The organism is Agromyces ramosus (assembly GCF_004216665.1).
Classification (GTDB): domain Bacteria; phylum Actinomycetota; class Actinomycetes; order Actinomycetales; family Microbacteriaceae; genus Agromyces; species Agromyces ramosus.
Genome location: NZ_SGWY01000001.1, coordinates 238,616 through 254,938, shown reverse-complemented (window position 1 = coordinate 254,938; position 16,323 = coordinate 238,616). Strand labels below are relative to the sequence as shown.

The window sequence follows — 16,323 nt, the reverse complement described above, 5'->3', positions numbered from 1 at the left end:
ACATGGACCTCGATTCGCTGCCGCGTGCCGCCGGAGACGTGATCCCCTCGGCACGGGCGCGTGCCGCCGGGGTCTCGGCCACGCTCTTGACGGCGCGCGACGCGGGGCGGCTCGTGGCCGTGCGGCGGGGCATGTACGTCCTTGCAGCGCGCCACGATGAGCTTTCGCCGGTCGCGCGACACCGTGAGATGGCATTCGCCGTCGCGCAACAACGGCCTGGAGTCGTGTTCGCCGGCTTCACGGCGGCCGTGCTCTCGGGAATGCCGATCGTGGGCGGGGTGCCGCGCGATGTCGTGGTGCTCGCGGCCGGCAGGTCCGGCCGTCGACGCAACGGCGTTGTCGAGATCGTTCGGCGAACGGATGCTCCGATCCTCACCGACGACGGAATCGCGGTGACCCCGGTCGTCGACACCCTGATCGAGGTCGCACGCACCCGGCCCCTGCTCACGGCGCTCACGATGACGGATGCCGCGCTCTGGATTCCCCGGTTCGGGACGGGGCGTCCGGCTGCGACGATCGACGAGCTTCGCGCCGGGTTCGACGCGCGATCGCCGTTCCCGGGCAGTCGCAGCGTCGCCGCCGTGCTCGACCGTGCGTCATCCCGTGCCGAGACGCCGCTCGAGACGCTCAGCCGAGTTCGGATCGAGGAGCTCGGATTCCCTCGGCCGGAACTGCAGCTGCGGGTGAACCGCCCACGAGGACGTGGGCCGGCGTTCCTCGATTTCGCGTGGCCCGATCATGGCGTGTGGGGTGAGGCGGACGGAGCGGGCAAGTACCTCGGCGGTTCCGCCGACGTTGGAGATCGACGTTCACCCGCCGAGATCGTCTGCGACGAGAAGGAGCGCGAGAACGACGTGCGATCGGTGACGAAGTGGGCGTGCGGTCGATGGGAGTGGGATGAGGCCTGGAACGGCGGCCTGCTCCGCCGCATCCTGCAACAGGCGGGCCTGCCGCTCGTGCGACCGGCACGACGCTGATTCCACTGCTCTCGTCGCCGCTGCGCCGGTTTCGCGTCCCGCGCGCCACTTGAAGCGGCGCGGAGCACGCCGAAATGGCGCAACGACGCCAGGAGCCGAGTGCGCGGCCGGAGCGACGCTCAGATGTGCCAGTCGTGCACGCCGCGTGCCGCGTCGGCCGTGGCGTGCGAGAGCGGCTTGAACGTCGCGGGGATCCCGACGATGAGCGAGTGCGCCGGGGCGTCCTTCGTGACGACCGCATTCGCGCCGATCGCGCTCCAGGCGCCGATGGTCACGTCGCCGAGCACCTTGGCCCCCGCACCGACGGTCACGCCGTCTTCGAGGGTCGGATGCCGCTTCGCGCCGCGCGGCGTACCGCGAGGCGCCTTCCCGCCGAGCGTGACCCCGTGGTAGAGCATCACGTCGTCGCCGAGGACCGCGGTCTCGCCGATCACGACGCCCATGCCGTGGTCGATGAAGAAGCGCCGGCCGATCGTGGCCCCCGGGTGGATCTCCACGCCGGTGAGGAAGCGCACGAGCTGCGAGCCGAGCCGCGCGGGCAGCCGGAGCCCGGCCTCCCACAGGGCGTGCATCACCCGATGACCCCAGATCGCGTGCAGGCCCGAATAGGCGAGGACCACCTCGGTGGCGTTCCGCGAAGCAGGGTCGTGGGCGCGGGCGGTGGCGACGTCTTCACTGAGCCTGGCGAGGATTCCCACCCGCTCAGTCAAGCAGACCTTCGTACAGCACGGTGCTCAGGTAGCGCTCGCCATAGCTCGCGACGATGACGACGATGGTCTTGCCCGCGTTCTCGGGACGCTTGGCGAGCTCGACGGCCGCGTAGACGGTGGCGCCCGACGAGATGCCGCCGAGTATCCCCTCCTCCACGCCGAGACGGCGCGCGGTGGCCACGGACTGCTCGATGTTCACGTCGATGATCTCGTCGTAGACCTCGCGGTCGAGGATCGCGGGCACGAAGTTGGCCCCGATGCCCTGGATCTTGTGCGGGCCGGGCTGGCCACCGTTGAGGATGGGCGACTCCGCGGGCTCGACGCCCACGATCCGCACCTCGGGCTTGCGCTCCTTCAGCACCTGGCCGACGCCGGTGATGGTGCCGCCGGTGCCGATGCCCGACACGAAGATGTCGACGCCGCCGTCGGTGTCGTTCCAGACCTCCTCGGCGGTGGTGAGGCGGTGGATCTCGACGTTGGCCTGGTTCTCGAACTGCTTGGCGAGCACGGCGCCGGGCGTCTCGGCGGCGATCTGCTCGGCGCGCGCGACCGCGCCCTTCATGCCCTCGCCACCGGGGGTGAGCACGAGCTCGGCTCCGTAGGCGCGCAGCAGCGCGCGGCGCTCCTTCGACATGGTCTCGGGCATTGCGATGACGACCCGGTAGCCGCGGGCCGCGCCGATCATGGCGAGGGCGATGCCGGTGTTGCCGCTCGTGCCCTCGACGATGGTGCCGCCGGGCTGGAGCTCGCCCGACGCCTCGGCGGCGTCGACGATGCCGATGCCGAGGCGGTCCTTGACGCTCGCGCTCGGGTTGTAGAACTCGAGCTTGGCGAGCACGGTCGCCTCCGCGCCGTCGGTCACGCGGTTGAGTCGCACGAGGGGCGTGCGACCGAAGACCTCGGTGATGTTGTCGAAGACCTGGGCCATGGTGCTTCCTCTCGGCTGTGCGTCGTCGTCGGCGACGACCGGGTACGCGGGGCGGGCTGCTGCCGCGGCCCAGCCTACGGCGGCGCTCGCACCCGGTCACGTGCGTTACATTCCATTTCGTGGATGAACGGATGCCGCCGCACGGCGCACGAGACCTCCGCGCGGTGCGCGACGACCTCGTGGCGCGGCTCGGCGCGGCCGGCGTTCCCGAACCCCAGGTCGACGCGGAACTGCTGCTCGGCCACGTGATGGGCCTCTCCCGCGGCGGCGTGCAGGCGCGCATCGTGGTCGGCGCCGTCCTCGACGAGGCCCAGGCGGCGACCCTCGAGGCCCTCGCGGCGCGGCGCGCTGGCCGGGAGCCGCTGCAGCACCTGACGGGCCGGGCGGCGTTCCGCTCGCTCGAGCTCGCGGTGGGGCCGGGCGTGTTCGTGCCCCGCCCCGAGACCGAGCAGGTCGCCCAGCTCGCCATCGACGCGCTCCGGGCCACGGCCGAGCCCGAGCCCATCGCGGTCGACCTCGGCACCGGGAGCGGGGCGATCGCGCTCGCGATGGCCACCGAGGTGCCGCACGCGAGGGTGTGGGCGGTCGAGAACTCGCCCGAGGCGTTCCCGTGGACGCGGCGCAACGTCGACGAGGTCGGCGCGGAGAACCTCGAGCTGGTGTTCGGCGACCTCGCCACGGCCCTGCCCGAACTCGACGGCAGCGTCGCGCTCGTGATCTCGAACCCGCCGTACGTGCCGGCGGGGGAGGTCCCGGTCGACCCCGAGGTGCACCGTCACGACCCCGTCGCGGCCCTGTACGGCGGCGCTGACGGGCTGGACGTGGTGCGGGTGCTCTCGCGTCGGGCGTGGGAGCTCGTCCACCCGGGCGGGGTGCTCGTGATCGAGCACGCCGAGACGCAGTCCGCGTCGATCGCCGCGATCCTCGCCGCCGACGGCTGGCGTGCGATCGTCCACCACCGCGACCTCACCTCGCGCGACCGCGCGACGACCGCCGTGCGCTGAGCCCGCGGCATCCGTCACCGGCTCAGGTGCGATCGAGCCGTTCCCGCTCGCGCTCGCGCTTCTCGCGTTCCCGTTCGCGTCGTTCCCGTTCGCGCCGCTCCCGTTCGACGCGGTCGCGTTCGAGCTGCTCGCGTTCATGCCGCTCGCGTTCGAGCGCGCGCTTCACGGCCTCGCGCTCTCGCTTCTGGGCCTCGCGGAGCGCCTTCTCGGCCTCCCGCCTGGCCTTGGCCGCCTCGCGCACGTGCTTGTCGCGGGGGAGCGCGATCTCGGGCGCCGGCGGCTCGGGGCGCACGACGGCACGGCCCGCCGCCACTCGGCCGACGTGGTATTCGATGCCGTCGAGGATGCGCTGGAGGCCGAACTCGAAGTCGTCGTCGTTCTCGAGGTTGCCGGCACCGGGCTCCGCCACGTAGCCGCCGGCGACGAGGAGCGGCTGGAGGTACGGGAAGCGCTCGGCCGTGACGAGTTCGACGAGGGCGCCGAACGCGTTCTCGCCCGTGACGTCGCCGGGGTCGGAGGCCGCGGCCGCCGCGCCGAGGTCGCGTTCCTGGGCGCTGGTGGCCCGCACGTAGCTCGTCACGAGGAGCAGCGCCGACATCTTCTCGCCGTCGCTCAGCGGCAGGTCGTGCATCTCGCGCAGGAACCAGTCCACGATCGTCAGGCTGTTCGGGGTGATCGGAGCACCCGAGATCGGGATGTCGACGAGCCACGGATGCGCCCGGTAGGCGTCGCGCATGGCGAGCACCCACGCGCTGACGCCGTCGCGCCAGCTGCGCTGGACGGCCTCGTCGGGAACGGGGACGACGCTCGCCTCCTCCTGCATGAGGAGGATCAGGTCGTCCTTGCTCGTCACGTAGCGGTAGAGCGACATCGTCGTGAACCCGAGCGAGGTCGCCACGCGGCTCATGGAGACCGCACCGAGACCCTCGGCGTCGGCGATCTCGATGGCCGCCTCGACGATCCGCTCGATCGACAGCTCCCGCTTCGGCCCGCGCTGGGGATGCGCCGCGATGCCCCAGGCGAGCGCGACGCCCCTGGGGAGCTCGGGGTCGGGCTGCTCGACGTCGGGCGGCGTGGGGTTCGGCATCGGCTCCCGTTCTCGTGGGTGTTGACGACAGTCTAGAACTGTGTATTACTTAAACAACAGTGCATTACATACACAGTTTGCGGCATACGCAGACAACCCAGGGAAAGGGGCAGGAGATGACGCTCGCCATCGACGCACGCGGACTCCGCAAGCACTTCGGCCGAACCGAGGTGCTCGCGGGGCTGGACCTCGCCGTGCCCGCCGGCACCGTGTTCGCCCTGCTCGGGCCGAACGGCGCGGGCAAGACCACCACCATCAACATCCTGACGACGCTCGTGCGGGCCGACTCGGGCACGGCGCTCGTCGCCGGGCACGACGTCGTCGCCGACACCGAGGAGGTGAAGCGCCGCATCAGCCTCACCGGCCAGTCCGCAGCGGTCGACGGGGTGCTCACCGGCACCGAGAACCTCGTGATGATGGGCCGCCTCTCGGGGCTCTCGCGCCGCGAGGCCCGCGTGCGGGCCGCCGAGCTGCTCGATCGATTCGACCTCGCGGATGCCGCCGGCCGGCGCGTCGGCACCTACTCGGGCGGCATGCGCCGTCGGCTCGACCTCGCGCTCAGCCTCATCGTCGCGCCCGCGGTGCTGTTCCTCGACGAACCGACCACCGGGCTCGACACCCGCAGCCGGCAGGAGCTGTGGAGCGTCATCCGCTCGCTCGCCGGCGCCGGCACGACGGTCTTCCTGACCACCCAGTACCTCGAGGAGGCCGACCGCCTCGCCGACCGCATCGCCGTGCTCGACGGCGGACGGGTCGCCGAGGAGGGCACCCCCGACGAGCTGAAGGCCCGCATCGGCGGCGACGTCGTGGAGCTCCGCGACGCCGACGGGGTCCTGCTCCTCGAGCTGCCCACCGACGGGAGCGTGCACGGGCTCCGGGCCGCCCTCGACGAGCTCGACCGCGCTCCCGCGGCCGCCGCCGACGGCGTCGCGGTGTCCATCCGGCGTCCCAGCCTCGACGACGTGTTCCTCGACATCACCGCCCGCAACGCGGCGCCCGCGTCGCCCGAACTCCTGGAAGCGAAGTGACGACCATGACCACGACCACCCTCGTGCGCCCGCGCATCGGCGCGTTCACGGCCGAGTCCACGTTCATCACGCGCAGCTTCCTCCACTCCGTGCGCGACGTGGAGTCGGCCCTCATGGCCATCGTGCTGCCCGTGATGCTGATGCTGATGTTCACCTGGATCTTCGGCAACGCGATCGACCCGTCGGGCGGCTACGTCGACTACGTCGTGCCCGGCATCATCCTGCTCTGCGCCGGCTTCGGCTCGGCGTCGACGGCGGTCTCGGTCGCGAACGACATGACGACCGGCATCATCGACCGGTTCCGCACGATGCCGCTCCGCAGCGGCGCGGTGCTCACGGGGCACGTCGTCGCGAGCCTCGCGCGCAACCTCGTCGCGACCGCCGTCGTGATCCTCGTGGCGCTGCTCGTCGGCTTCCGGCCGACGGCGACGCCGCTCGAGTGGCTCGCCGTGTTCGGGCTCGTCGCGCTGTGGATCCTCGCGATCACCTACCTCTTCGCCGCGATCGGCCTCGCCGCGTCGACACCCGAGGCGGCGAACGGCTACGGCTTCATCCTCCTCTTCCTGCCGTACCTGTCGAGCGCGTTCGTGCCGGTCGAGACGATGCCCGACTGGCTCCAGTGGATCGCGGAGAACCAGCCGATCACCCCGATCATCGAGACCCTCCGGTCGCTGCTCATGGGCACGCCGATGGGCGATTCGGCATGGTGGGCCGTCGGATGGTGCGTCGTCATCATCGCCGGCTCCGTGGCCTGGGGGGCTTGGCTGTTCCGCCGGAAGGCCGGTCGCCGCTGACGACGGGGGCGCAGGCGACGGATGCCGCGGGCCGCACGGGCTCGCGGCATCCGTCGCCCAGGCGTCGACGATGAACGGCGGCGCGCCGATGCCCCGGGGATGGCAAGCGCGCTGGTCTAGAATCGAGCGGTCATGACTGCCATCTACGACTGTTCGGTCGACTCCCAGCTGCTCACCGGCATGCGCCTCGCGCGCGGTGCCATCGGACGCGGCGAACTCGTGGTGATTCCCACCGACACGGTCTACGGCCTCGCCGCCGACGCGTTCGACGCGGCCGCGGTGACCCGACTCCTCGAGGCCAAGGGCCGTGAGCGCACCTCGCCGCCGCCCGTGCTGATCCCCGGCATCCCCACCCTCGACGCGCTCGCGAGCGAGGTGCCCGGAGCGGTGCGCCGGCTCGTCGAGGAGTTCTGGCCCGGCGGACTCACGGTCATCCTGCACGCGCAGCCCTCGCTGCAATGGGACCTCGGCGAGACGCGGGGCACCGTGGCGCTGCGCATGCCCGCGAATCCGATCGCGCTCGAGCTGCTCTCCGAGACCGGCCCGCTCGCCGTGTCGAGCGCGAACCTCTCGGGGCAGCCGTCGGCCGTCACGGCCGCCGACGCCGAGGCCATGCTCGGCGACTCGGTCACCGTCTACCTCGACGGCGGTCCGGCCGGCGAGGGCTACGAGGCCATCGGCGAACGGCCCGGCGACACGTCGTCGACCATCGTCGACGCGACCGGGCTCGCCGTCGACGGGGGAGTGATGCGCATCGTGCGCGCCGGCGTCATCTCCCGTGAGCGCATCGCCGAGGTGATCGGCGAGGACATGCTGGCTCCGGCCGACGAGGCCGCGACGATCGACCCCGAGGCGGATGCCGCGACCGACGGGGCCGCGGCGGCCCGCGAGGGTGCGGCATCCGACGCGTCGGCGGCGTTCGACGGCCCCGCGGCGTCCGACGGCCCCGCGGCATCCGACGCGCCCGCGGCACCAGCCCGCACCACCGCCGACGACGGAGCGGATGCCGCCGCCTCATGACCCTGTTCCTCGCGCTCGCCCTCGTGGCCGCGCTCGTCACCTTCGGCGGCTCGGTGCTGGTCTGGAAGCTGAGCCTGAAGTACCGGCTCTACCCGAAGATCCGCGAGCGCGACGTGCACACGCGACCGACGCCGCGGCTCGGCGGCATCGCGATGTTCGTCGGGATCCTCGCCGCGATCGGCGCGGCCGCGTTCGTGTCCACCCTGGGTTCGTCCCGGTTCTCGATCGTCTCGATCATCTTCCAGAACCCCAGCCAGATGCTCGCCATCCTCGGTGCCGCCCTGCTCATCGTGCTCATCGGCGTGGCCGACGACATCTGGGACCTCGACTGGACCACGAAGCTCGCCGGCCAGTTCATCGCCGCGGGCCTGATCGCGTGGCAGGGCGTGTCGATCGTGTCGCTGCCCATCGGCGGCATCACCGTCGGCTCGTCGTGGATGAGCGCCACGATCACCGTGTTCACGATCGTGCTCGTGATGAACGCGATCAACTTCATCGACGGGCTCGACGGCCTCGTCGCCGGCGTCGCCCTCATCGCCAACGGCGTGTTCTTCCTGTACACCTACCTGCTCGTGCAGAAGACGTCGCCGCTCAACTACTTCAACCTGGCCTCGCTGCTCGCGATCGTGATCGTCGGCGCCTGCGTGGGATTCCTGCCGCTCAACTGGCACCCCGCGAAGCTCTTCATGGGCGACGCGGGCGCGCTCCTCATCGGCCTGCTGATGGCCACGTCGGCGATCGCGGTGACCGGCCAGATCGATCCCGCCTCGCTCGGCCTCGACGAGCTGTTCCCCGCCTTCATCCCGATCATCCTGCCGTTCGCCGTGCTCGTCATCCCACTGCTCGACTTCGGGCTCGCGGTCGTCCGGCGCCTGCGGGCCGGCAAGTCGCCGTTCGCCGCCGACCGCAAGCACCTGCACCACCGCCTGCTCGACATGGGCCACTCGCACCTGCACGCCGTGCTCATCTTCTACGCCTGGACGGCGGTGGCGTCGGTCGGATGCCTCCTCTCGTTCGTGTTCCCCGTCTACCTCGGCATCGACTCCGGGTGGGCGTTCCTGCTGCTCGGCCTGGGCTTCATCGCCTGCGCGGCCGTCACCCTGGCCCCGCTCGGCCGCCGCAAGCGGCTCACGGTCGCCGCGGAGGCCGAATCGGTCGACGTGCCCGAGGCGATCGTGTTCGACGAGCTCGAGCCGGCCCCGGTGCCCGTTCAGGCGTCCCGGCTAGAATCGGGCGACCCCGAACTGGAGCACGATGACCGACGCACGCCCTGAATCCGCCGACCGCACGCCCACCTCGAATCCGGTGCTCCGCAGGGCGCTCGCCTGGGGCGGGGTGCTCGCCGCGGTCGTGCTCGTGGTCAGTGGCATCCTCGGCTTCGTCTTCGCCGGCACCGAGGGACTGGTGAGCGCGCTCATCGGCACGCTCATGGCCGTGGTGTTCATGGGCATCACCGCGGCGAGCATCCTGCTCGCCAACCGGTTCGCCTCGAGCGACGTGTTCGTGGGCGTGTTCTTCGGGATCGTGCTCGGCGGCTGGCTGCTGAAGTTCATCGTCTTCATCGTGCTCGTGGTCGTGCTCCGCGACGCCCCGTGGCTGAACCCGACGGTGCTGTTCCTCAGCCTGGTCGCGGGCGTCATCGCCTCGCTCGTCGTCGACGTGCTCGTGGTCGCGAAGTCCCGGATCCCGTACGTGAGCGACGTCCGACTGCCCAAGGCTCCCACCGACGACTGAGGCCCGGCGGCGAATTCGTCTGCTCGTAGAAGTCTTGCTAGAGTATTGACGATCCCCCACGGTTTCCGCCCGGCTTCGGCCTGTTCGGAATCCGTGTCCGATGTTCGTCGTCGCGAGAGCTGAGCTCCACGCCCCGAAACAGGAGATAGCGCTGCTAGCTAACGCTCTGAACCTGCTGGTTCCGATGTCAACCGATGATGGTGGCTTCCACGGTCCGTCGATCGAGGAATTCTTCCCGGGGGCGTTGCTCTTCGGCGGCACTCCGTTCGAGATCAACCGCATCACGCTCGTGCGCATCGTCGCGGTCGTCGCGCTGCTCCTCGTGTTCTGGCTCGGCACGCGCAGGATGCGCATGGTGCCCGGCCGCTTCCAGAGCCTCGTCGAGATGGGCCTCGACCTCGTCCGCGTCAACATCGCCGACGACCTGCTCGGCAAGAAGGACGGCAAGCGGTTCCTCCCGCTGCTCACCACCATCTTCTTCATGGTGCTGTTCATGAACCTGACGGGTGTCATCCCGTTCCTGAACATCGCCGGCACGTCCGTGATCGGCGTGCCCCTCGTGCTCGCGATCGTGGCCTACGCCGCCTTCATCTACGCGGGCGTCAAGAAGAGCCCCAAGAACTTCTTCAAGAACTCGCTGTTCCCGTCGGGCGTGCCGTGGCCGGTGTACATCATCGTCACGCCGATCGAGCTGATCTCGACCTTCATCATCCGGCCGATCACGCTCACGCTCCGACTCATGATGAACATGATCGTCGGGCACCTCCTGCTCGTGCTGTTCTTCGCCGCGACCTCGTTCTTCGTCGTCCAGCTCGGTGGCTGGTGGAGCCTCCTCGGGGTGGGGACCCTGGCCTTCGGCCTCGTGTTCACCCTGTTCGAGATCCTCGTCGCCGTCCTGCAGGCCTACGTCTTCGCACTCCTCACCGCGGTCTACATCCAGCTCGCGGTGGCGGAAGAGCACTGAGCCCGGGCACCCGCCCAGAACATCCCTAGGAAAGGAAAACCCAACGTGGACGCAACTACCGTTCTCGCTGAGATCAACGGCAACATCGCGACGGTCGGTTACGGCCTTGCGGCGATCGGCCCGGCCATCGGCGTCGGCATCGTCGTCGGCAAGACGATCGAGGGTGTCGCCCGCCAGCCCGAGCTCGCCGGCCGCCTCCAGGTGCTGATGTGGATCGGCATCGCCTTCACCGAGGCGCTCGCCTTCATCGGCATCGCCACGTACTTCATCTTCGTCTGATCCGCTCCGCCGCTATCTAGGAGGCCAATGTGCTCCACGCAGTTCTGAGCGCTGCGACCGAGGCTGCCGAGGAGAACACGAGCCCGGTCGTCCCCGAGCCGTACGACATCATCGGGTCGGCGATCTGCTTCATCATCATCCTCGTCTTCTTCTGGAGGTACGCGCTGCCGCGCGTCCAGAAGCTGCTCGACGAGCGCGCCGAGGCCATCGAGGGCAACATCGCGAAGGCCGACGAGGCCCAGCGCAAGGCGGAGGCGGCGCTCGAGGAGTACACCGCCCAGCTGGCCGACGCGCGCACCGAGGCCGGCCGCATCCGCGAGTCCGCCCGCGAGGACGGCAACAGGATCGTCGCCGAGGCCAAGGAGCGTGCCGCCGGTGAGGCGGCTCGCGTCACCGCGACCGCGCAGGCGCAGATCGAGGCCGAGCGCCAGTCCGCGCTCGTCTCGCTCCGCTCCGAGGTGGGCACGCTCGCGATCGACCTCGCGTCGGGCGTCATCGGCGAGAGCCTCTCCGACGACGCGAAGGCGACCGCCGTCGTCGACCGCTTCCTCGCCGACCTGGAGGCCTCCGAGGCCACCGCCGGAGGGAAGAAGTAACCCATGGGTAGCGCTACGAGGAAGGCCCTGGCCGGGACGCACGCCGCGTTGACGTCGCTCGGCCGGGCCGAACTGCGCGTCGCGGAGGACCTCCTCGCCGCCGGCCGGATCATCGGCTCGTCGAAGCAGCTCCGTACCGCGCTGACCGACAGCGAGGCGGATGCCGCGCAGAAGCGCGCGCTCGTCGAGGCCGTCTTCGGCTCGAAGCTCGCGGCCGACTCCGTGACGCTGCTCACCGACCTCGCCTCGAGCCACTGGTCGGACTCGAGGGACCTGCTCGAGGGCATCGAGGAGCTCGGCCTGCGGGTCGCCTCCGAATCGGCACGCGATGTCCCGATCGACGCGGAGCTCTTCGCGATCCAGCGTGCCGTGGCATCCGACGCCGAACTGGAGCTCGCGCTCGGCAGCAAGCTGAACCCGACGGAGTCGAAGGTGCAGGTCGTGGACAAGCTGCTCGCGGGCAACGCGTCGCCGCAGACGGTCGCGATCGTGAACCACCTCGTGCAGCAGCCGCGTGGACGCCGGATCGGCGAGCTCCTCCGCCATGCGGCCGCGGTGGTCGCCGAGCAGCGCGGGTTCGAGATCGCCACGGTCACCACCGCGACGCCGCTGTCCAGCGAGCAGCTCGACCGCCTGGTGCGGGGCCTCGAGGCGCAGTACGACCGTGCGCTCCGGGTGAACACCATCGTCGATCCCGCCGTCCTCGGCGGGGTCCGCGTGCAGATCGGCGACGACGTCATCGACGGCAGCGTCGCCTCACGCCTCAGCTCGCTGCGGCAGAAGCTTGCCGGCTGACGCCGGATGAAACGACCGGCGTCCTGCGCCGCGACACACCAGTAGCTGTACAACCGGTACAGAAAAGGGAAAGACAATGGCAGAACTCTCCATCAGCCCCGACGAGATCCGTTCGGCTCTCTCGGAGTTCGTCTCGTCGTACGAGCCGGGCCAGGCGCAGACGACCGAGGTCGGATACGTCTCCGACGCCGCCGACGGCATCGCCCACGTTGTGGGCCTGCCCTCGGTCATGGCGAACGAGCTCATCCGCTTCGCCGACGGCACGCTCGGCCTCGCGCTGAACCTCGACGAGGACGAGATCGGCGTCGTCGTGCTCGGCGAGTTCACCGGCATCGAGGAGGGCATGGAGGTGACCCGCACCGGCGAGGTCCTCTCCGTTCCCGTCGGCGAGGGCTACCTCGGCCGCGTGGTCGACCCGCTGGGCAACCCGATCGACGGCCTCGGCGAGATCACCGGCATCGACGGCCGCCGCGCCCTCGAGCTGCAGGCGCCCGGCGTCATGCAGCGCAAGTCGGTGCACGAGCCGCTGCAGACCGGCATCAAGGCCATCGACGCGATGATCCCGGTCGGCCGCGGCCAGCGCCAGCTGATCATCGGCGACCGCCAGACCGGCAAGACCGCCATCGCGATCGACACGATCATCAACCAGAAGGCCAACTGGGAGTCGGGCGACCCGTCGAAGCAGGTGCGCTGCATCTACGTCGCGATCGGCCAGAAGGGCTCCACGATCGCGGGCGTGAAGGGTGCGCTCGAGGACGCCGGCGCGATGGAGTACACCACCATCGTCGCCGCCCCCGCCTCCGATCCCGCCGGCTTCAAGTACCTCGCGCCGTACACCGGCTCGGCGATCGGCCAGCACTGGATGTACGACTCGAAGCACGTCCTGATCATCTTCGACGACCTGTCGAAGCAGGCCGAGGCGTACCGTGCCGTGTCGCTCCTCCTCCGCCGCCCGCCGGGACGTGAGGCCTACCCCGGCGACGTGTTCTACCTGCACTCGCGCCTGCTCGAGCGTTGCGCGAAGCTCTCCGACGAGCTCGGCGCCGGCTCGATGACGGGCCTGCCGATCATCGAGACGAAGGCGAACGACGTCTCGGCGTACATCCCGACCAACGTGATCTCGATCACCGACGGCCAGATCTTCCTGCAGTCCGACCTCTTCAACTCGAACCAGCGACCGGCGGTCGACGTGGGCATCTCGGTCTCGCGAGTCGGCGGCGACGCGCAGGTCAAGTCGATCAAGAAGGTCTCGGGCACGCTGAAGCTCGAACTGGCGCAGTACCGTTCGCTCGAGGCGTTCGCGATGTTCGCGTCCGACCTCGACGCGGCGAGCCGTCGTCAGCTCGCCCGCGGCGCACGCCTCACCGAGCTCCTCAAGCAGCCGCAGTACTCGCCGTACCCGGTCGAGGAGCAGGTCGTCTCGATCTGGGCAGGCACGAACGGCAAGCTCGACGAGGTGCCCGTCGAGGACATCCTGCGCTTCGAGCGCGAGTTCCTCGACTACCTGGGCCGCAACACCGAGGTGCTCTCGACGCTCCGCGACACCAACGTGCTGTCCGACGAGACCGTCGCGACGCTCGAGACCGAGGTCGACAAGTTCAAGCTCGAGTTCCAGACGGGTGAGGGCAAGCCGCTCGCCTCGGTGGGGCGCGAGGAGTTCGAGGCGATCGCCGTCGAGGACGTCAACCAGGAGAAGATCGTCAAGAGCCGCCGCTAGGCAGCCGGCGAATCGCGATCGACCCCTAGGGATACAGGAGAGACATGGGAGCGCAACTTCGGGTCTACCGGCAGAAGATCAAGTCTGCCCAGACGACGAAGAAGATCACGAAGGCGATGGAGCTCATCGCCGCCTCGCGTATCCAGAAGGCGCAGGCGCGCGTGACGGCTTCGACGCCGTACTCGCGGGCCATCACGCGAGCCGTGTCGGCCGTCGCGACGTTCTCCAACGTCGACCACGTGCTCACGACCGAGCCCGAGACGATCGAGCGCGCCGCCGTCGTGATCCTCACGTCGGACCGCGGACTCGCGGGTGCGTTCAACTCGCAGGTGCTCCGCGAGGCTGAGCAGCTCGCCGAGCTGCTGCGCAGCCAGGGCAAGGACGTCGTGTACTTCCTCGTCGGACGCAAGGCGGTCGGATACTTCCAGTTCCGTCGTCGGGCATCCGAGCGGCAGTGGACCGGCAGCTCCGAGAACCCCGAGTTCGAGCTGGCCAAGGAGATCGCCGACGCGGTGCTCGAGGTGTTCCTCCGGGATGCCGCCGACGGCGGCGTCGACGAGATCCACGTCGTCTACAACCGCTTCGTGAGCATGATGACGCAGACCCCCGAGGTCGTGCGCCTGCTTCCGCTCGAGGTCGTCGAGGGCGTCGAGGAGCCGGATGCCACGGTGCAGCCGCTCTACGAGTTCGAGCCCGACGTCGAGACCGTGCTCGACTCGCTGCTGCCGGTGTACATCGAGAGCCGCATCTACAATGCGCTCCTGCAGTCGGCGGCGGCGAAGCACGCCGCGACCCAGAAGGCGATGAAGTCGGCATCGGACAACGCCGACAAGCTCATCACCGACTACACGCGCCTCGCGAACGAGGCGCGACAGGCCGAGATCACGCAGCAGATCGCCGAGATCGTGGGCGGCGCCGATGCGCTCGCCGCAAAGAAGTAATCCAGAAAAGAGAGAGCCAGAATGACTGACACCGCAACCGCGCCGGTCGCCGAGTCGACCGCCGGCGCCGTCGGCCGCATCGCCCGCGTCACGGGCCCTGTCGTCGACATCGAGTTCCCGCACGACTCGATCCCCGAGATCTACAACGCTCTCAAGACCGACATCACCATCGAGGGCGAGACGAACACCATCACGCTCGAGGTCGCCCAGCACCTCGGCGACGACCTCGTGCGCGCCATCGCCCTGAAGCCCACCGACGGTCTCGTGCGCGGCCAGGAGGTCAGCGACACCGGTGAGGCGATCTCGGTGCCCGTCGGCGACGTCACCAAGGGCAAGGTCTTCAACGTCATCGGCGAGATCCTCAACGGCGAGCCCGGCGACCAGGTCGAGATCACCGAGCGCTGGCCGATCCACCGCAGGCCTCCGGCCTTCGACCAGCTGGAGTCCAAGACGCAGCTCTTCGAGACCGGCATCAAGTCGATCGACCTCCTGACCCCCTACGTGCAGGGCGGCAAGATCGGCCTCTTCGGTGGTGCGGGCGTCGGCAAGACCGTCCTCATCCAGGAGATGATCCAGCGCGTCGCGCAGGACCACGGCGGCGTGTCCGTGTTCGCCGGCGTCGGCGAGCGCACGCGTGAGGGCAACGACCTCATCCACGAGATGGAGGAGGCGGGCGTGTTCGACAAGACCGCCCTCGTCTTCGGCCAGATGGACGAGCCGCCCGGCACGCGTCTTCGCGTGGCGCTCTCCGCGCTCACGATGGCGGAGTACTTCCGCGATGTGCAGAAGCAGGACGTGCTCCTCTTCATCGACAACATCTTCCGGTTCACGCAGGCCGGCTCCGAGGTGTCGACGCTCCTCGGCCGCATGCCGTCGGCCGTGGGCTACCAGCCGAACCTCGCCGACGAGATGGGCATCCTCCAGGAGCGCATCACCTCGACGCGCGGACACTCGATCACCTCCCTGCAGGCGATCTACGTGCCCGCCGACGACTACACCGACCCGGCGCCGGCCACGACCTTCGCGCACCTCGACGCGACGACCGAGCTCTCTCGCGAGATCGCGTCGAAGGGCCTCTACCCGGCGATCGACCCGCTGACGTCGACCTCGCGCATCATGGACCCGCGCTACCTGGGCGAGGACCACTACCGCGTCGCGACCACGGTGAAGCAGATCCTCCAGAAGAACAAGGAACTCCAGGAGATCATCGCCATCCTCGGTGTCGACGAGCTCTCCGAAGAGGACAAGATCACGGTCGCCCGTGCACGTCGCATCCAGCAGTTCCTCTCGCAGAACACCTATATGGCCAAGAAGTTCACGGGCGTCGAGGGGTCGACGGTGCCCCTCAAGGACACGATCGAGTCGTTCGACGCGATCGCCCGCGGTGACTTCGACCACGTCGCCGAGCAGGCCTTCTTCAACGTCGGCCCGATCACCGACGTCGAGGAGAACTGGGCTCGCATCCAGAAGGAGAACGGCTGAGCATGGCCGCCCTCAACGTGAGCGTCGTCTCGGCCGACCAGGAAGTCTGGTCGGGCGAGGCGGCCATGGTCGTCGCCCGCACGGTGGAAGGCGAGATCGGCATCCTGCCGGGTCACGAGCCGATGCTCGCGATCCTGGCCGGTGGCGAGGTTCGCGTCACACTGCCGGGCGGCGAGAAGATCACCGCGAACGCGGAGGACGGCTTCCTGTCGGTGCAGTCGAACGCCGTGCAGGTGGTCGCGTCACGCGCAGAGCTCTCCTGAGGAG

At 69.6% G+C, this 16,323-nt stretch carries 18 protein-coding genes; 15 read left to right on the top strand and 3 right to left on the bottom strand.

All coding sequences use genetic code 11. The features are described 5' to 3' along the window. Positions 1-2: 2 nt before the first annotated feature. Positions 3-977, top strand: a complete 975-nt coding sequence (locus EV187_RS01170) for a hypothetical protein (RefSeq protein ID WP_130351213.1) — start codon at positions 3-5, stop codon at positions 975-977. Positions 978-1,096: 119 nt separating this feature from the next. Here EV187_RS01170 and epsC read toward each other — a convergent pair whose 3' ends face one another. Then, complete coding sequence (gene epsC, locus EV187_RS01165) at positions 1,097-1,675, bottom strand: serine O-acetyltransferase EpsC (protein ID WP_130352172.1); 579 nt, start codon at positions 1,673-1,675, stop codon at positions 1,097-1,099. 4 nt (positions 1,676-1,679) lie between these two features. Continuing rightward, positions 1,680-2,615 (bottom strand): cysteine synthase A, encoded by a 936-nt coding sequence (gene cysK, locus EV187_RS01160; protein WP_130351212.1) that lies wholly within the window; start codon positions 2,613-2,615, stop codon positions 1,680-1,682. Between the two features lie 131 nt (positions 2,616-2,746). Between cysK and prmC the strand changes: the two genes are divergently transcribed. Next, a complete protein-coding gene (gene prmC / locus EV187_RS01155) occupies positions 2,747-3,619 on the top strand; it encodes a peptide chain release factor N(5)-glutamine methyltransferase (RefSeq protein WP_130352171.1) in 873 nt (290 codons plus the stop codon). Between the two features lie 22 nt (positions 3,620-3,641). On the opposite strand, the gene EV187_RS01150 is transcribed toward prmC, so the two are convergent. Continuing rightward, on the bottom strand, positions 3,642-4,706 hold the full coding sequence (locus EV187_RS01150) for a TetR/AcrR family transcriptional regulator (protein ID WP_130351211.1): 1,065 nt from the start codon (positions 4,704-4,706) through the stop codon (positions 3,642-3,644). Between the two features lie 116 nt (positions 4,707-4,822). Here EV187_RS01150 and EV187_RS01145 point away from each other — a divergent pair, with 116 nt between their 5' ends. The 13 genes from EV187_RS01145 to EV187_RS01085 all read left to right on the top strand — a co-directional run bounded on the left by EV187_RS01145 (position 4,823) and on the right by EV187_RS01085 (position 16,319). Beyond that, entirely contained in the window at positions 4,823-5,734 is a 912-nt protein-coding gene (locus EV187_RS01145) for an ATP-binding cassette domain-containing protein (protein WP_130351210.1), read from the top strand. 5 nt (positions 5,735-5,739) lie between these two features. After that, positions 5,740-6,528, top strand: a complete 789-nt coding sequence (locus tag EV187_RS01140; RefSeq protein ID WP_130351209.1) for an ABC transporter permease — start codon at positions 5,740-5,742, stop codon at positions 6,526-6,528. Positions 6,529-6,660: 132 nt separating this feature from the next. Continuing rightward, positions 6,661-7,548: an L-threonylcarbamoyladenylate synthase gene (locus EV187_RS01135; protein ID WP_130351208.1), complete on the top strand. Its 888-nt coding sequence runs from the start codon at positions 6,661-6,663 to the stop codon at positions 7,546-7,548. After that, the gene (locus tag EV187_RS01130) at positions 7,545-8,822 is read left to right on the top strand and encodes an MraY family glycosyltransferase (protein WP_130351207.1); all 1,278 of its coding nucleotides are present in this window, start codon (positions 7,545-7,547) and stop codon (positions 8,820-8,822) included. Before EV187_RS01135 ends, EV187_RS01130 begins: the two co-directional genes overlap by 4 nt. Then, entirely contained in the window at positions 8,803-9,282 is a 480-nt protein-coding gene (locus EV187_RS01125; protein ID WP_130351206.1) for a Cg1360 family ATP-synthase-associated protein, read from the top strand. The genes EV187_RS01130 and EV187_RS01125 overlap by 20 nt, the downstream gene beginning before the upstream one ends. Positions 9,283-9,448: 166 nt before the next feature. Then, entirely contained in the window at positions 9,449-10,246 is a 798-nt protein-coding gene (gene atpB / locus EV187_RS01120; RefSeq protein WP_130352170.1) for a F0F1 ATP synthase subunit A, read from the top strand. 45 nt (positions 10,247-10,291) lie between these two features. Further along, the gene (gene atpE, locus EV187_RS01115; RefSeq protein WP_022888426.1) at positions 10,292-10,525 is read left to right on the top strand and encodes an ATP synthase F0 subunit C; all 234 of its coding nucleotides are present in this window, start codon (positions 10,292-10,294) and stop codon (positions 10,523-10,525) included. Between the two features lie 44 nt (positions 10,526-10,569). After that, on the top strand, positions 10,570-11,121 hold the full coding sequence (locus tag EV187_RS01110) for a F0F1 ATP synthase subunit B (RefSeq protein ID WP_423190872.1): 552 nt from the start codon (positions 10,570-10,572) through the stop codon (positions 11,119-11,121). A 3-nt stretch (positions 11,122-11,124) separates the two neighbouring features. Next, the gene (locus tag EV187_RS01105; RefSeq protein ID WP_130351204.1) at positions 11,125-11,916 is read left to right on the top strand and encodes a F0F1 ATP synthase subunit delta; all 792 of its coding nucleotides are present in this window, start codon (positions 11,125-11,127) and stop codon (positions 11,914-11,916) included. A 76-nt stretch (positions 11,917-11,992) separates the two neighbouring features. Next, complete coding sequence (atpA, locus tag EV187_RS01100) at positions 11,993-13,633, top strand: F0F1 ATP synthase subunit alpha (RefSeq protein ID WP_130351203.1); 1,641 nt, start codon at positions 11,993-11,995, stop codon at positions 13,631-13,633. A gap of 44 nt (positions 13,634-13,677) precedes the next feature. Next, complete coding sequence (locus EV187_RS01095; protein ID WP_130351202.1) at positions 13,678-14,574, top strand: F0F1 ATP synthase subunit gamma; 897 nt, start codon at positions 13,678-13,680, stop codon at positions 14,572-14,574. Positions 14,575-14,595: 21 nt separating this feature from the next. Beyond that, positions 14,596-16,056, top strand: coding sequence for a F0F1 ATP synthase subunit beta (gene atpD / locus EV187_RS01090; protein ID WP_130351201.1), 1,461 nt, complete (start codon positions 14,596-14,598; stop codon positions 16,054-16,056). A 2-nt stretch (positions 16,057-16,058) separates the two neighbouring features. Beyond that, positions 16,059-16,319 (top strand): F0F1 ATP synthase subunit epsilon, encoded by a 261-nt coding sequence (locus EV187_RS01085; protein WP_130351200.1) that lies wholly within the window; start codon positions 16,059-16,061, stop codon positions 16,317-16,319. Positions 16,320-16,323 lie beyond the last annotated feature (4 nt).

What these genes read in the sequence shown, in the direction of transcription:
- EV187_RS01125 (WP_130351206.1), top strand. Translation starts at nt 8,803, where the DNA reads ATGACCGACGCACGCCCTGAATCCGCCGACCGCACGCCCACCTCGAAT.
- EV187_RS01130 (WP_130351207.1), top strand. Translation starts at nt 7,545, where the DNA reads ATGACCCTGTTCCTCGCGCTCGCCCTCGTGGCCGCGCTCGTCACCTTC.
- cysK (WP_130351212.1), bottom strand. Translation starts at nt 2,615, where the DNA reads ATGGCCCAGGTCTTCGACAACATCACCGAGGTCTTCGGTCGCACGCCC.
- EV187_RS01140 (WP_130351209.1), top strand. Translation starts at nt 5,740, where the DNA reads ATGACCACGACCACCCTCGTGCGCCCGCGCATCGGCGCGTTCACGGCC.
- atpA (WP_130351203.1), top strand. Translation starts at nt 11,993, where the DNA reads ATGGCAGAACTCTCCATCAGCCCCGACGAGATCCGTTCGGCTCTCTCG.
- atpD (WP_130351201.1), top strand. Translation starts at nt 14,596, where the DNA reads ATGACTGACACCGCAACCGCGCCGGTCGCCGAGTCGACCGCCGGCGCC.
- EV187_RS01170 (WP_130351213.1), top strand. Translation starts at nt 3, where the DNA reads ATGGACCTCGATTCGCTGCCGCGTGCCGCCGGAGACGTGATCCCCTCG.
- EV187_RS01135 (WP_130351208.1), top strand. Translation starts at nt 6,661, where the DNA reads ATGACTGCCATCTACGACTGTTCGGTCGACTCCCAGCTGCTCACCGGC.
- EV187_RS01095 (WP_130351202.1), top strand. Translation starts at nt 13,678, where the DNA reads ATGGGAGCGCAACTTCGGGTCTACCGGCAGAAGATCAAGTCTGCCCAG.
- EV187_RS01150 (WP_130351211.1), bottom strand. Translation starts at nt 4,706, where the DNA reads ATGCCGAACCCCACGCCGCCCGACGTCGAGCAGCCCGACCCCGAGCTC.
- EV187_RS01145 (WP_130351210.1), top strand. Translation starts at nt 4,823, where the DNA reads ATGACGCTCGCCATCGACGCACGCGGACTCCGCAAGCACTTCGGCCGA.
- prmC (WP_130352171.1), top strand. Translation starts at nt 2,747, where the DNA reads ATGCCGCCGCACGGCGCACGAGACCTCCGCGCGGTGCGCGACGACCTC.
- EV187_RS01085 (WP_130351200.1), top strand. Translation starts at nt 16,059, where the DNA reads ATGGCCGCCCTCAACGTGAGCGTCGTCTCGGCCGACCAGGAAGTCTGG.
- EV187_RS01105 (WP_130351204.1), top strand. Translation starts at nt 11,125, where the DNA reads ATGGGTAGCGCTACGAGGAAGGCCCTGGCCGGGACGCACGCCGCGTTG.